A 16,195-nucleotide genomic window follows, 5' to 3' on the forward strand; every position below is an offset into this window, starting at 1 on the left:
CAAAGGCAACCCTAAAAAGTTGCCTTTTATTAAATAACTATGGCATTTAAAAAACACATATTAACGTTACATAAAATATTAGGGTTAGCTACCGGCATAGTCGTTTTTATAGTTTCCGTAACGGGTTGCTGCTGGGCATTTAGAACCGAAATTGAAAACCAGTATAACGATTACAAAAAAGTTACACCGCAAAGCCAGACTTTTTTAACACCAACGGAAGTTAAAAAAATTGCAGAAAAAATGTTTCCAAACAATACCATTCACGGGAGCGTATTTGGAAAAGCAGATGATGCTATTGAAGTTGTTTTTTACGATGCAGAACCCGAATTTTACCAAAGTGTATTTCTAAACCCATATTCTGGTGCCATTATTCAAGTAGACGACCACCTTAGTGGTTTCTTTGCTTTTATTCTAAAAGGACATACACGAGTATGGCTACCTAAAGCCATTGGAGAACACGTGGTAGGCGCATCCATTTTAATATTTATTTTCATTATTATTTCTGGGTTTATACTCTGGATTCCTAAAAAACGTAAAAACTTAAAACAACGTTTAAAATTCGACTGGAAATCAACAACCCGATGGAAGCGTAAAAACTTCGATTTACACACCGTTGTTGGTTTTTACATCTGCTCCTTAGCCCTAGTTTTGGCCTTTACAGGATCTGTAATGTCTTATAATTGGTTAAAATATGTCGTTTATGTATCTACAGGAGGTGATAAAGTTCCGGCATTTATAATACCCGAAAACACAAGTGGTTTAGCCAATAACGATGCTGATGTATTACCTATTGATCAATTAATGGTGAAGCTTAGAAAAGAATCGCCAAAAGCAGAAAATTTTGAGTTGCATTACCCAAAAACCGATTCTTCTAGCGTTTATGTAGAAGTATCAAACAGTAACGATTTATTTTACGATTCTGATTTTAGATTTTTCGATCAAAATACTTTAGAAGAAATAGAAACACCCGCCATTTTTGGAAAATATGTTGACGCTAAAGTCCCTGATAAAATTCTTCGTATGAATTATGACATCCACATAGGAGCAATTGGAGGTATTGTTGGAAAAATAATTGCTTTTATAATAAGTTTACTCACCGCAAGCTTACCCGTTACAGGTGCACTTTTATGGTATGGCAGACATTATAAAAAGAGTAAAACCACCACAGTATAATATTAAAATGAAGGAAGTTAAGCTTTAATTTCCTTCATTAAATCGTTGTAAGTATAGAACGCTTTATCTTTTTCACTTCTATGATAAAGTATGCTTACACGAATGGCTTTTAAACCTGTTACGGACTGTAAATCTTCAAGTTCTACAATTTCCTCATCGGTATCTACATAATGTTTTGCTTGCAAGAATTTAATATATCTTAAATACTCCAATTCATCTTGCTTTTGAGAATACACAATACTGATTTTCCCTTTTTGCGTAACACGCTCAGAGGTTCCTTTTATAAAAGCTTTATCTACACGTTTTTTAACAATTTCGTATCTCGCATTGTATGTACCATCTACATCAAACTGTTTTTCGTCCATTCGAAAACTAATTGTTAACGGCTGACTAAAAACTAAAACCATAGAAGCAACGTCTAAAGCTACCGGGAATTTATGCTGTTTTTGATAGAAATCATTTTCCATTTCGCACATTACTTGCAATTGCCACAAGCGTAAATTGTATAAATAAATAGGGTTGAAAGAGTCCTCTTTGGTTATCGATTCTCCAATATACATATTGTGCTCTACGCCGTCCGTTTTAAAACGCTCGAAATAATGCGGATACATACGTTGTGCATCTTTTTGCTTTTTATCAAGCAAAGATGCCATGTCTTTATTTATTAAAGTTACCGTATTATCATATTGTTTACGGTGGTTATAAAGCATCCCTAACTTATCATCTAGTGTTTCAAAATACAGATCTAAATGCGGTTTCAATTCATCTATAACATACAAATGCTTTAAAGCAGAATCAATATCATTTTTGAAAAACGTTGATATTTGTTGTTCACTATCTACTTGAAAATGTACATTTAAAGCAAGTAAAAACTCATCAATCTGAAAAATAAACTGATCGTAAATTGGTAAAGGCTCTATTTTTACTGCATACTCAAAAATAGTTTTAGCAGCACTTAATTGTAAAGCTAAATCTTGTTTTGTAGCTTCATTTCTAGCTTCTGAAGAACCTTTAATATCTATTTGACCGTAAAGTGGATAAATATTTTCGAAAGCTATCTTTTTAAAAGCGGCTTGTTCTCCAAGCATCTCCGATTTTATAAAGTTCTTAGCTTCTTTTACAAATCTCCAATGCACACTAGGGTGAATTGAAGTACATTCTTTTTGAATTATAGCTTCAATTAAATTAGCTTCCTCTTCTATATTACGTTCTGCAGCAGACACAATATAAGGCAACACATCTTCTAACTTATTTGCATTAACACTGTTTAAAACTTGTTTTTTTGTAGAAACAATTTCGATAATACCCATAAGGCCTTTATCATTTGCAATGGGTGCAAAAATGGCACTTTTAACACCTTGCTCATGTAAACTTGCAATGTGTGGAGCTTTGCCTTGTGATAACTCGAACATTTTATCGACATCGGATACCGAAAAATGTTTGTATTCTTTTAGTAGTTTATCATAAGACCATTTACATAGAGCGTTAGTACATTGTTTCGTGGTTTTCTTACCAAGTAAATAACTGTGCATACCAGAACCGTATATGCGCTCAAAAACATCTTCTTCTTTATTATAGATAGAAAAACCAACTTTTAAATCCTTAATTCCGAAAAGCGAACTAAAAATATCTTGAAAACCTTCAACAAAACTATTTTGTTTCCGTTTGTCTTTACTAATCAAACTCGATTTTATATTCGATATAGATTGATCGTCTGTAACATCAAAAATATTAGAAATAACAAATCCTTTGAACGTATAGCTATTTGGTGGAAATTTCTCTTTCCACAGTGCTATGTTGTCAAAATTATCGAGTAACTCATCGTAATCGGCTTGCGTTATTTTTGGAGCATTTTCACCAGGGGTTATTTCGCAAAAATCGGCATTATAAAGTATTTTGTAATAACGCATAATACCATTAACATCAGGTATTTCGTAATAAAACGGACGCTTAAAATTGATATTAAACCCGTGACAAAAACCTAAAATAATGGTACAAGCTCCAACATAAATATCATCATGCGGCATGTTCTTCATTTGAAGTTGAAACCCATCACCAGCTGTTTTTATTATGTTTTTAAATCGCTCCGAGGCATTAAAAATCACGTCATTGAAAGGAGCCGAAGCTGTTTTAATTTCGTTGTGCGTTAGTAACGGACTAAACGTATCTTGAAGAATAAACGCAATCTCTTTTTCTCTTTCTTTAATAGACGAAACTCTACTAAAACCATCGCGTAACTCAGGATATTGCTTAGCAACATCCAAAACCCCATTGGCCTTACTTGCCAAAAAAGGATCAGTGCTCAATGCCAAAGTTTCATATTGTTTTAACAATTTATTGAAACTTATCTTTACGTTTAAAGGCGATTCTATGTTATCGTTTATATCCATTTACTTTTACTACTTCGAATGCAAAGTTACAAATTAATTGATTTGGTCGTCTATTATACCCTTTACTAACGTTATTTAACGATATACGACGTTCTAAAGAGTTTTTCAACTCTAAAAAAGACACTCTATAGCATAGAAAAACGCTTCATTTTTTTTTTCAAAATTCACTTAACATGAACTTTTCAAAAAAACTAAAGCGTTTTTACATATTGACATTAAACTTTTAAACGGAGTGTGTTTAAAAGCCTTGATTTATTTCATTTTTAAGACATTGCAACATATAAAGCAATAACTAGAGCTACAACAATAGCACCAACTGGTTTTAAGTACCTCCAATTTGTAATATCTACCTGCTTAGTATATTCTTGTACGAAATCTGTTTCTCTAGGAATAAAGTAACTAATTACAAACATAACAACCACTGTTAACACAAAAAGAATACCCATTAAGTGCAAGAAACTAATGTCTGGTTCAATACCGTATAGTGTTACTAAATAAGTTACTACACTAATTAATATAGCGATGTTTGCAGCTTTCCCAGAAACACGTTTAGAAAATACACCTACAATTACAATAGCTAAAATTGGCACACTATGTGTTCCGTTTAGTTGTTGTAAATAAGTAAAAATACCTCCTTCTACACCATACAATAAAGGTGCAATACCTATAGAAAATATAGCTAAAATAATACCGAATATTTTTCCGGCTTTTACTACTTGTAATTCCGTAGCTTCTTTATTTATATATTCCTTGTAGAAATCTAAACCAAAAAGTGTTACAGAGCTATTTAAAGCACTATTAAATGAACTTAGAATGGCACCAAAAAGTACTGCTGCAAAGAAACCAATATAGGCTACAGGTAATACTTTTTTCACTAGCATTGGGTAGGCTTCATCGGCATTTGCCAAATCGCCATTAAAAATATAATAAGCAATAATACCAGGAAGCACCACAATAATTGGCCCTAATATTTTTATAAAAGCCGCTATTAAAAGTCCTTTTTGACCTTCTTTTAAATTCTTAGCACCCAAGGCACGTTGAATAATAGCTTGGTTGGTTCCCCAGTAATAGAAATTTAATATAACCATACCTGTGAAAAGTGTCCAAAAAGGAACATCAGAATCTGGCCCTCCAATAATATCAAACTTTTCAGGAAGCGCAGTTGTTAAGGTATCTAACCCCGTAAACATGTTTCCATCACCAATATACATTAATCCAAATATAGGAATTAGCGAACCTCCAATAATTAACCCTACGGCATTAATAGAATCTGATACTGCAACAGCTTTAAGGCCTCCAAAAACAGCATAAATACTACCAATAACCCCAATAGAAATTACAGTAACCCAAAGCGTAGCTTCTGGCCCCATACCAATCATTTCGGGTATGTCGAACATGGTATTTAACGCCAACGCTCCCGAGTATAAAACAGTAGGCAACATAGATATAGCATACCCTAAAAGAAATAAAAGTGAAACAATTGTTTTTGTTGTTTTACCGTAACGATTTTCTAAAAACTGAGGAATAGTTGCAATACCACTTTTAAGGTACTTAGGTAACAATACAAAAGCTGTAAAAACCATAGCAATAGCTGCTAAAACTTCGTATGCCATAATAGGTGCACCATCTCTAAATGATACACCATTCATTCCAACAATTTGCTCGGTTGATAGGTTAGTAAGTAATAATGAACCAGCGATAACCGGCCCTGTAAGGCTACGGCCACCAAGAAAGTAACCATCGGAAGATGTTTCGTCTGTTTTTCGTGTTGACCACCACGCAATAAGCGCAACTAGCAAAGTAAATCCTGCAAAAGAGATAATAGCCATCATAATATTTTAAAGTTTGGTTTAGTTAATGTTTCATTATTTTACTTAAAGAAAAATAATAGGCGCTACAATGTCATAAAAAAAATTGAAACAACCGTACTGATGTATACTTTTTTTATTCAACTATAAGCTTAAAACAAGTATAACTTATTGATAATTTGTACAAATCATAAAAATTATGTAACAGAAAAACGTACAGTTTTAACCAAAAAAAAATCTGTAATTAAATTACAGATTAAAGTTTTGTTCATTTTCAAATAAAGTTTCATCAAAGCGATATAAAAAAGCTCCCCTTCGAGACTCCGACATATCTTTCTCATCGAGCCTCACTAAATACTTCATTTGAGCGACTTTTCTACGAAAATTTCTTTTGTCTAATTCTTCATCTAAAATCCCCTCATAAAGCACTTGCAATTGTGGTAAAGTAAATTTTGGAGGTAATAAATTGAAGGCAATTGGAAAGTTTCTAACCCTACGACGCATTCTTTTAATGGCAATATCAACCATATCATTATGGTCGAAAATAAGGTCTGGAACTTCCGTTATTGGAAACCATTGTGCATTGTACTTGCTAATTTTATCCTCGGTATAACGTGATTTTAAAATCATGGCGCTATAGGTTGAAGATATAATACGATCGAACGAACAGCGATCGACCTTTCCGAAGGTTTTAATTTGCTCCATATAAATATCTTGCAAACCAGATAAATCGGATAGTATCCTATTGGCAGCTTCGTCCAAATCTTCATCGAAGCCAACAAAACCGCCAATTAGAGACCATTTTCCCTTTTCGGGATTTTCTTTCTTTTTAATTAACAACAACTCTAGTTTGTTATCATTAAATCCGAAAATAATACAATCTACTGCTACCTTAATTTGCTGAATGTTGCTATTTGTGCTGTTCGATTTAATCATTCAGTTAAAAGTAAAAATTCAACAAATTAGTATACAGTTTATTATTGATTTCCTTTATTGTAATCTTCTAAAAATTTAGCTAAACCACTATCAGTTAAAGGGTGTTTTAATAAACCTGTAATTGAAGATAAAGGTCCTGTCATAACATCCGAACCTAATTTAGCACAGTTAATTACGTGCATAGTGTGACGTATAGAAGCTGCTAATATTTGAGTTTGAAAACCGTAGTTATCATAAATCATTCTAATTTCATCGATAAGGTTTAAACCATCTGTAGAAATATCGTCTAAACGACCTAAGAAAGGAGATACGTATGTTGCTCCAGCTTTTGCTGCTAATAAGGCTTGCCCTGCAGAAAACACTAAAGTTACGTTAGTTCTAATACCTTTATCAGAGAAATACTTACAAGCTTTTACACCATCGGCAATCATAGGTAATTTCACTACAATTTGTGGGTGTAAAGCCGCTAAAGCTTCACCTTCTTTTACCATACCATCAAAATCGGTAGAGATTACCTCAGCAGAAACATCACCATCTACTAAATCACAAATTTTTTGGTAATGTGCTAAAATATTTTCAGAACCAGTGATTCCTTCTTTCGCCATTAATGACGGGTTTGTTGTTACACCATCTAAAACGCCTAAAGCTTGTGCTTCTGCAATTTCACCTAGATTTGCTGTGTCAATAAAAAATTTCATATTGTTAGTTGTTATTGTTTTATTAATTGAATACACTACACCTAAAACATAAATAAGTTTTAGGTGCGGTATACTTTAATTTTTAAACTGTTTTTAAATACTCTAATACTTGGTTACTTACTTTTTCGCCAGTAAAACCAAATTTATCATCTAGTACAGATGCTGGTGCAGAATAACCGAAGTGCTCTAAACCAAACACTTTACCATTAGCGCCAACTAATCCTTCTAAGTTTACAGGTAAACCAGCTGTTAAACCAAATAATGGCGTGTTAGCAGGAATTACAGAGTTTTGGTATGCTTTAGATTGTAATCTAAAAACACCTTCTGAAATTACCGAAGCAATATTCACTTTTAAGTTATTTTGAGATTCTAATATTTCGGCTGCTGCAAATAATGTAGCAACTTCAGACCCGTTTGCAATTAAAACTACATCCGGATTTTCAACTTCTTTTACTAAATAACCACCTTTTTCTGCAGCTAAAGCCTCTTCATATCTTGAAGATCCTTGAGGTTCGATATCTTTAATACCCTGACGAGAAAGTATTAAACCAGTTGGTGTATTTTTATTTTCTAAAGCCATTTTCCAAGCTACGCTTGTTTCTGCAGAATCTGCAGGACGTAATGCTAAGAAACTTGGGTTTCCGCTATGGTTCTTCAATTTTTCTAATAAACGAATTTGAGCTTCTTGCTCAACAGGTTGGTGTGTTGGTCCATCTTCACCTACCCTAAAAGCATCGTGAGTCCAAACATATTTTACACCTAATTCTTGAATACCACTTAAACGAATAGCTGGTTTCATATAATCTGAAAACACAAAGAATGTTGCTACAACCGGAATAATTCCGCCGTGAAGCGCAATACCATTTGCTATACAAGCCATGGTTAACTCAGCAACACCTGCTTGTAAGAACGCCCCTGTGAAATCACCTTTTTTAAGGGCGTGCGTTTTCTTTAAGAATCCGTCAGTTTTATCAGAGTTTGATAAATCGGCAGAAGAAACAATCATGTTTTCTACATTTTCGGCTAAGTACCCTAAAATACCAGAAGATGCAGCTCTTGTTGCTAAACCTGCTTTATGTTCTACTGAAGCAAAATCTAATTCTGGTAACTCACCAGAAAGGAAGAAATCTAATTTTGTAGCTAAAGCTTCGTTTGCTATTCTCCAAGTTGCTATTTCTGCTTTCTTTTCAGCAGCTTTTGCTGTTTTTTCTGCAACTAAGTTTTTATAAAATTCTTGAACGTCATCGAAAATATCAAAAGGACTTTCAGTATTTGCTCCTAAATTAGCTAAGGTTTTTGCGTAATCTGCTCCAGTAGCTCCAATAGGCTGTCCGTGTAATTCACAATGTCCTTCAAACATGCTACCATCTGCAGTAACACAACCTTTACCCATTATTGTTTTACCAATAATTAATGTTGGTTTTTCAGTTTGGTTATTAGCATCTGTTAATGCTTTTCTTATTTCATCGTGGTTATGGCCATCGATAGTTACTACATTCCAACCCCAAGCTTCATACTTCATTGCGGTATCTTCTGTAGTTACCTCATCTGTAGGTGTAGATAGTTGAATATCGTTAGAATCGAAAAACATAATAAAGTTACTCAACCCTAAATGCCCAGCAATACGCCCAGCACCTTGAGAAATTTCTTCTTGAATACCTCCATCAGAAATAAAACCATATATTTTATGATTCATCCAATCTCCAAAACGTGCTTCTAAAAACTTAGCTGCAATTGCTGCTCCCACACCCATAGTGTGCCCTTGACCTAATGGTCCAGATGTATTTTCAATACCACGTTTTACATCAACTTCTGGGTGACCTGGTGTAATAGAACCCCATTGTCTGAAATTAGCAACATCATCCTTTGCATAGTTACCTAATAGGTAATATTGTGCATACATTAAGGTTGATAAGTGACCAGCATCCATGAAAAAACGATCTCTAAACGCCCATTCCATGTCTGTTGGATCATAATTAAAGAACTCTGAATACAGGATGTGCATAAAATCTCCTCCACCCATTGGACCACCTGGATGACCTGATTTCGCTTTTTCTACCATTGCTACAGCTAATGCTCTAATATTATCTGCTGCTCGTTGATCAATTTGTTTGTTCATTTTAAATTTATGGTTAATTTTTAATAACTCTAACTTTAATAGGTTTGCTATTTCAAAAACAATTAAAACCGTTATAAAATAGCATGATGCAAATGTAGTAATTAAAAAATAATTAAGTGTCGACAAAACACTTAATTTTTAAAACACTAAATTTTGCGCCGTAAAAATACATCTAATTAAACGATAGGCATAATAAACATGTAACGTTTTATACAACAAATGAAGCTTTTTGTTAATAATTTTAGTTTTAAATTGAATATTTAAAAGATAATTAGCCTTATTATTTTTATTTCACAGAAATACCTTCTTATAAACGTGAAATTTTTAATTGAACCAAAAAAGGAAAATTTAAGATGAAGCGCTCTAATATGTAATCTTATTCCGAAGAATTTGCAACACCACAAATTTCAACACATCGAATTTGTAATGCAATATGGTTTTATTTTGAAGCCATAAAAACCGAAACATCAAACTATTAAACACAAAAAAGCCGACTAAAAATTAGTCGGCTTTTTTTGTTACTGTGCGGGCGGGGAGAACACAAAAATACGATTGTTTTATATCTACTTATTCTACTATACACCCGAAAAACCCTATAAACAAAGACTTATTAACATATAAACAGTTTAAATAAATTCAACTAAATACAAAACAATACACGTTTTTAGTACAACTTTAGTACAACTTATGTATTTTTGTACTAAACAATAATATCAATATTTAAGTTATGGCTAGAGTTTATTTTTTATACCGTTCACAAAAAGACAAAGCAGCTTTAACAGTTCGCTTACAAGATAAATTTAGTGATGGTACTTTTTCGCAGTTTGAAGCAAAAACGGATATTCACGTATCAAAGGAATTTTGGAAAACTACAAGACATAAAAAACGTAGTAACTTAACTGGAGATCAAAAAAATGAATTAGACAGCAAAAACAATGACACCGATTTACTAGATGATTTTATAATTAAACAATACGAAACAGACAGACCGAAACCATGCGATAAAAAATGGTTAAGCAATATCTTAAAAGAATATTACGCTCCAAAAGTAGAAACAAAAGTATATCCTATTTTTTTAGTTGACTTTATAGATTCTTATTTAGAGGATAAAAAAGCATTAAATAATTTAAAAGAAAGCCAAAAGAAACGATTTACAACAACTAAGAATAAATTAATAAAACTTGAAAAATTCACGAATAAGAAATACAAAATAAAAGATGTTAACGATATTTTTAAGGCTGACTATATAGCTTATTCAGAAAAACTAAAATATTCTATTAACACTCAAAATAATGAATTTGACAGAATTAAAACAGTTTGCCGCTATGCTCAAAAAAAAGGAGTTGAAGCTAGTGATTCTTTAACAGATAAAGAATTTAAAATAAGTAACGAGAAAGCACCTAAAATTTATTTTGAAATTGAAGAAATTGAAGAAATTGAAAAAGCGGCACTTGAACATGATTATTTAGAAAATGCTAGGGACTGGCTATTAATTTCTATTTATTCAGGCCAACGAATTTCAGATTTTATGAGATTCACTAAAGACATGATTAATACAGACGAAAGCAATAGATCATTTATAATATTTACACAAGTAAAAACAGGACATGAAATGTATCTACCGGTAAGAAATGAAATAAAAAATATTTTAGATAAACGGAATGGAGAGTTCCCCCGTAGAATTTCAGACCAAAAATATAATGATTATATAAAATTAGTTTGCAAAAAAGCAGGCATAAATACAATCTGCAAAGGTAAAAAGCGTATTTGCATAGTGCCAAAAAAAAAGAATCCTACTAAAAGCGATTATAGAGATGTTATAGGAGATTATGAAAAATGGGAGGTTACAACAAGCCATATCGGCCGCAGAACCTTTGCAACCCTAAATTATGGAGAAATCCCAACACCTGACTTAATGTATTTCACAGGACACACCACAGAAAAAGAATTTTTAAATTATATAGTTAGGCCAGATTATACCAAAGCAAAAAGAGCGTATGACAGTTTTAATAATAAAAAAAGTAAACCGAAAAACATACCACAATTTACAGTAATTAAAAACGCATCAAATCAATAAGGCAATGGATAACGGACAAATTTTAGAAACGGCAAAGGAGAAAACAGCCAAAGGAATAGACTTAAACGACAAAGAAAGCCTATTGTATAATAATTATTTAAACGTGCTTAAAATGTATCCAAAAACATATACAAATGATGCTTACGGCCAACTTTCAGAACTATATGATTGTTGTATAAAAGATATTGATGTTAGTCAAATTAGTGATAATGAATTTAGATCTTTGGTTATTGATATAGATAATACTATTAATGAGATTATTGACTATGTAAAAAAATATGATTTAAAGGCTGAAAAATTTAATTCCATTGTTGGAATGGTTAAAATTGCAACTAAAGTAAAGCACAAAATAAGAATTATACCTAAAGAGGATTATAATGAACTTATAGAAGAGGGGTTTGATTTTGATTTAGATGCTCATAAGAATAATAAATTGATGCGTTCAGATGGTGGGTTTTATTACGAAAGCTTAATAAGAGATGCTATAAAAGAAATTAAAGCGGCTGAACCTGGAGAAGTGGTAAATAAAAAAGGACCAGGAAACAAAACAGCCGAAAGATTACCAGCCGACCAATTAATTATTAAAAACTGGCACCCAAACACAAAAATAAGATTTATAGACTGTTTAAAAGATGAATTTAGCAAAGACGAATACAAACCAAAAGATATAAATAACGTTATTAGCTACCTTACTGTTAATGGGTATATAGATACTTCAAAAGATAACATTGTAATAAAAGAAGCGTTTTGTATAGCCTTGAAAAACAAAAAAGAATTTCAATCACAAACAAATTTTGATAACTATTATATGAAGACTAATAAAGGTTATGAAAATAAATTCCCATTAGGTAAAAAAAATGCAATTCCTGAAAAAATTAATAACATTATAATAACCAATAATATAGGTTAGTTGTTTAGTTGTTTTAACAATTAGCACAATTAAAACAACCATAAACACCTGTAAATCAGTATATTAAAGCATAATGAGTATGTATTTTTGTGGAAACAAAAAATATATATCATGCAAACACATTCACAAACATTACAAATTCAAATTCCTAATAGTCTATTGCAAAAAGTAGATAGCCTATTACAAAAAGTAGAAACCCTAGAACAAAGTTTATCATTACAAACGCCAGCAGCAGAACCAAACTACATACCACGGTTAAAACTGGCTGAAAGGTTACAAATTAGTATTGGAACGCTCCATAATTGGACTTGTAAGGGTGTTTTAACAGCTCATCAAATAGGAGGTAAAATTTACTACAAATTAGATGAAGTTGAAGCGGCTATGGTTGAATTAAAATAGGGTTTTAGATATGACAAAGCAAATCAAAAACCCTAATATCTTGAATAACGATGCAGTTATTAAAGATACAAAAAAACTATTCCGCAAAACAAAAACAGGTTATCAAATTAGTTCAAACGGTACCGCTATCTACTTAAAAAATAAAGGGTATCGCAACTACAAAGGACAAACTTTAAAAATAAAAGAGAACATTGCTACGGTTAAAAAATCGAACGATATTTTTAATGAAGTATTAAAAGAAATTAAAACAGAAAATAACGACCTTTTAACTGATGCTTTTTATAAGCAAGGAGAAACAATCCTAATTAAAAATAAAGCTGTTATAGGTGGGTTTCCTGAAACTACATTAACCCTATATAGAGACATTAAAAGGAAAGGAATATTATTTTTTATTAATGGGTTTGTTGTAATTACAGCAAATGAAATTTCGTTTTATGAATATAGCGAACTGACTAAGATCATACCTAATAACTTTATTTATAAAGAAAATATTATAAACGGTTATTGGAATGAAAAAAGCATAAGTAAAGATTCACAGTTTTATAAATTTCTTACACTTATAACTGATAACCAAGAACATCTTGAAAGTCTTTTAAGTGCTTTAGGCTTCCTCACCAATACACATAAAGACGAGAGTAATGCTAAATGTGTTGTTGTTAGTGATGCAAATTCACAGGAAACAAACAGTAGTCAAGGTCGTGGAGGTAAAAACATCGCTATAAATGGGGTTAAAGAACTTAGAAACATAGTAACCATTAACGGTAGGCAATGCGACTTAAAAGAAAAGTTTGTCTTCCAGCAAATAAAGGAAAATACTGAAATTGTTTTGCTTAATGATGTCAAGCCAAATTTTGATTTTGAAGATCTTTATCCAGTAATAGATGGCACAATACCAATAGAGCGAAAATATGCAGATGTTAAAGAGGTTGATTATGAACATAGCCCAAAGTTTATTGTAACTACAAACAGACCTATTAAATCAGACTCAGGATCTTCCAGAGACAGGCAACACCTTATCATTATCAACAATTACTTCAATGAACACCATAAGCCCATTCATGTGTTTAAAAATAATTTTTTTGGAAAGAATTGGAGTAAAGAAGAATATTCAAAATTCTACAAGGTTATGGCTGAATGTATGCAACTATTCCTTAAAAATGGATTAACAAAATACATAAATCCTAAGCTTAAAACTGAATTACTAATTAATAGCACCAGCAATAAATTTGTTGAGGTCATAGACAGCCTTATTGAATTAGATAAATGGTATTTGTTGAGTGAAGTGGCAAATCGAACGGAAGTTAAGGACAGCAGAACCACCTCTAAATATTTAGAATTATACGCAAATACCAACGGTTTAGAAATGACTAAGGAAAAACGAACAGGCAATAAAACATACTTTTTATTAAAAAATAGAGACTTATTAAGTGATTTAGGTAACTAAAGTTACCGCATAGTTACCCAACTTTTAATTTAAGCAACTCACAAAACACCAATGTTTATAAGGTTTTTAAACAAAAAGTTACCATAGTTACCCTTTTTTTTATTATTACGTGTAAGAGATAGAATATAATATATAGTATGTAATAATAGTATATGAAAATAAGGTAATTATGGTAACTTAAAAGTAAAAACACTAATGTTTATAAGGGATTAAAACAGTTACCTAAATTAAATACAAGGTAAGAACAAGGTAACTATTCAAATAAAATTCAATTAAAATGCACATACGCGATCCCTGTCTTTTTGCCACTTAATAAGCAATACGAATAACATATTAAAATATAACAGCCGTAAAAATAAGAGCGGCATAAATAAAGTCCTTACCTAAGGCAAAATATAACAATGAGAAATAAAGAATTATTACAACACGATCAAGAATATGAACAACGATTCATTAAAAATATACAATTAGTTCCGGAAATACTGGAAGCAGCAAAAAATGAACTTTCAAAACAAAAAGTAAAGCATAATTTAAAACTAAGCGATTTACAAAACGGCTTATTTGTTAAACATTTCACCAACTACCACGAAACGCAAAAAAACAAATTTATCCCCGATGCAGATTATAACGAATATTTAAAGTTATGCGGCATTGATGCAAATAAACTTGCAGACATGGAAACACGTTACAAAAAGCTACTAGATATTAAGTATCCTTTTTACACTCACAACCACGATTATTGGCAAGGTATTGAAGGCAGAGCAGGCCGCTTAAATCCTAGTTTAGTAGAGAAGCTAAAAGAAGCACCCACCAAAAAGGTTTACAACCTCGATGACTTTCTTAAAATCTCAAAAGATAGCTATAAGGTATCTGTTAATCCTGAACTGTTTAAATTGTATCTAACAAATGAAAAGCAATACGAAGCAATGGACGTTGCTACAGATCAAGTTAAGCTATGTAAACGGAAAAAAGACAGCCCAGCAGCAACAATAAAAATTGCAGGTGAACTGGTAAAGGATATTGATCGAGATTATAAAATTACGTGGGATAATGAGCAAATTTTAAACATTAAGTAAGATGCAAGAAATAAAACTAAAAGAACATACGCGCGCTGAATTAGAAGTACAAATGGTTAAAAATGCTGAATTTGGTTTTTTACCGGTTGGAGATGTAGTAAAAAATAAAAACGGTTTATTTGAAATAAAAATGATTAAACATGAAGTTTAAAATTATTAAAGATACATGTATCATAGACCTTGAAGCGGCAATAAATGAAGCTGCAAAAAAGGGTTGGAAGTTAAAAGGACATTTAACACCTTTTGAGGGCTATTTAATAGCGTTACTTTATAAAAGGTAGTTAGTATTTTCTGTTTGTCTGTTAAAGGCGTGTATCTTAATGGTATGCGCTTTTTTCATTTGTTATATTGAGTTGTTATATTTTAATAAACCCCAGCGTTAAACCCTTGTAAACCCTAGACTATTTATAACTATTCTTAATAGCAAATCTTATTTATAATCATTACAAATAACTATCAATATAACAAGGTTGAAATATGCCCCGAGTGAATTTAAAACGCAGCAGCAGAACACATTGCGGAATATTAAGCACTTTTCTAAGTACCTTTTTAACTATCACGTTATCAAGTAGTTATATTTAAAGTAATCTACTAAGAAGTATTAACCATTAGCCATAAGCAAAGCACCGCAGCAGGAACAGCACCACAGCAGCCAATATATAAAGCGTTTAGATCTTATAATTATGTATTACTACATTATGAACACCACCACACAAAGTACTTACAGCCTTTTATATCCACTTAATACATAATACTTATATAGTTTATCACATAGTTATATAGTACGCTTAAAATGGCTATAATCGTATTGATATGTTTAATGTATAACCAGCACCAGGACCAGGAACAAATAAAATATTTATTGTTTTGTAGTTTGCCACTAAATAAGATTATACTTCTTAATTATTAATTCGAGATCTTAAAAAAGATATTAACAATTCTATTTTAAAATGTATAGCGGCAAATGATAATACACACCGCCCACCCTATTTAGTACAATTATAGTACAATTTAGGAACAAAAAAAACCTATCTAGTTAAATATCAACTAAATAGGCTTTCAAAAAGTGCGGGCGGGGAGACTCGAACTCCCACACCGTGAGGCACTAGATCCTAAGTCTAGCGTGTCTACCAATTCCACCACGCCCGCTTAAGGACTGCAAATA

At 31.9% G+C, this 16,195-nt stretch carries 13 protein-coding genes and 1 tRNA gene; 8 read left to right on the plus strand and 6 right to left on the minus strand.

All coding sequences use genetic code 11. The features are described from left to right. Nucleotides 1–39 precede the first annotated feature (39 nt). The gene (locus DFQ06_RS08940) at nt 40–1,173 is read left to right on the plus strand and encodes a PepSY-associated TM helix domain-containing protein (RefSeq protein ID WP_133967313.1); all 1,134 of its coding nucleotides are present in this window, start codon (nt 40–42) and stop codon (nt 1,171–1,173) included. A 17-nt stretch (nt 1,174–1,190) separates the two neighbouring features. Here the strand turns inward: DFQ06_RS08940 and DFQ06_RS08945 are convergent, their stop codons facing one another. The 5 genes from DFQ06_RS08945 to DFQ06_RS08965 all read right to left on the minus strand — a co-directional run bounded on the left by DFQ06_RS08945 (nt 1,191) and on the right by DFQ06_RS08965 (nt 9,124). Further along, complete coding sequence (locus tag DFQ06_RS08945; protein WP_042502604.1) at nt 1,191–3,563, minus strand: hypothetical protein; 2,373 nt, start codon at nt 3,561–3,563, stop codon at nt 1,191–1,193. 263 nt (nt 3,564–3,826) lie between these two features. Continuing rightward, nucleotides 3,827–5,392 carry a solute:sodium symporter family transporter gene (locus DFQ06_RS08950; RefSeq protein ID WP_074937181.1) on the minus strand — a complete coding sequence of 522 codons (1,566 nt, stop codon included), beginning with the start codon at nt 5,390–5,392 and terminating at the stop codon, nt 3,827–3,829. A 228-nt stretch (nt 5,393–5,620) separates the two neighbouring features. Further along, nucleotides 5,621–6,307: an NUDIX hydrolase gene (locus DFQ06_RS08955; RefSeq protein ID WP_042502602.1), complete on the minus strand. Its 687-nt coding sequence runs from the start codon at nt 6,305–6,307 to the stop codon at nt 5,621–5,623. A 41-nt stretch (nt 6,308–6,348) separates the two neighbouring features. Further along, nucleotides 6,349–7,005 (minus strand): fructose-6-phosphate aldolase, encoded by a 657-nt coding sequence (gene fsa / locus DFQ06_RS08960; protein ID WP_042502600.1) that lies wholly within the window; start codon nt 7,003–7,005, stop codon nt 6,349–6,351. Nucleotides 7,006–7,087: 82 nt separating this feature from the next. Continuing rightward, nucleotides 7,088–9,124: a transketolase family protein gene (locus DFQ06_RS08965; RefSeq protein WP_133967315.1), complete on the minus strand. Its 2,037-nt coding sequence runs from the start codon at nt 9,122–9,124 to the stop codon at nt 7,088–7,090. A gap of 727 nt (nt 9,125–9,851) precedes the next feature. On the opposite strand from DFQ06_RS08965, the gene DFQ06_RS08970 reads away from it, so the two are divergent. The 7 genes from DFQ06_RS08970 to DFQ06_RS19410 all read left to right on the plus strand — a co-directional run bounded on the left by DFQ06_RS08970 (nt 9,852) and on the right by DFQ06_RS19410 (nt 15,311). Then, nucleotides 9,852–11,201 (plus strand): phage integrase SAM-like domain-containing protein, encoded by a 1,350-nt coding sequence (locus tag DFQ06_RS08970; RefSeq protein WP_133967317.1) that lies wholly within the window; start codon nt 9,852–9,854, stop codon nt 11,199–11,201. A gap of 4 nt (nt 11,202–11,205) precedes the next feature. Further along, complete coding sequence (locus DFQ06_RS08975) at nt 11,206–12,111, plus strand: hypothetical protein (protein WP_133967319.1); 906 nt, start codon at nt 11,206–11,208, stop codon at nt 12,109–12,111. A 111-nt stretch (nt 12,112–12,222) separates the two neighbouring features. Further along, entirely contained in the window at nt 12,223–12,510 is a 288-nt protein-coding gene (locus DFQ06_RS08980; protein WP_133967321.1) for a helix-turn-helix domain-containing protein, read from the plus strand. Nucleotides 12,511–12,520: 10 nt separating this feature from the next. Then, a complete protein-coding gene (locus DFQ06_RS08985; protein ID WP_133967323.1) occupies nt 12,521–13,954 on the plus strand; it encodes a hypothetical protein in 1,434 nt (477 codons plus the stop codon). 401 nt (nt 13,955–14,355) lie between these two features. Then, nucleotides 14,356–15,030: a hypothetical protein gene (locus DFQ06_RS08990; RefSeq protein ID WP_133967325.1), complete on the plus strand. Its 675-nt coding sequence runs from the start codon at nt 14,356–14,358 to the stop codon at nt 15,028–15,030. Nucleotide 15,031: 1 nt separating this feature from the next. After that, on the plus strand, nt 15,032–15,181 hold the full coding sequence (locus tag DFQ06_RS19405; protein ID WP_159140053.1) for a hypothetical protein: 150 nt from the start codon (nt 15,032–15,034) through the stop codon (nt 15,179–15,181). Then, nucleotides 15,171–15,311: a hypothetical protein gene (locus DFQ06_RS19410; RefSeq protein WP_159140054.1), complete on the plus strand. Its 141-nt coding sequence runs from the start codon at nt 15,171–15,173 to the stop codon at nt 15,309–15,311. Before DFQ06_RS19405 ends, DFQ06_RS19410 begins: the two co-directional genes overlap by 11 nt. Before the next feature lie 786 nt (nt 15,312–16,097). Here DFQ06_RS19410 and DFQ06_RS08995 read toward each other — a convergent pair. After that, nucleotides 16,098–16,179 (minus strand) — tRNA-Leu (locus tag DFQ06_RS08995). Nucleotides 16,180–16,195: the final 16 nt, after the last annotated feature.

Source organism: Algibacter lectus (assembly GCF_004368925.1).
GTDB lineage: Bacteria > Bacteroidota > Bacteroidia > Flavobacteriales > Flavobacteriaceae > Algibacter > Algibacter lectus.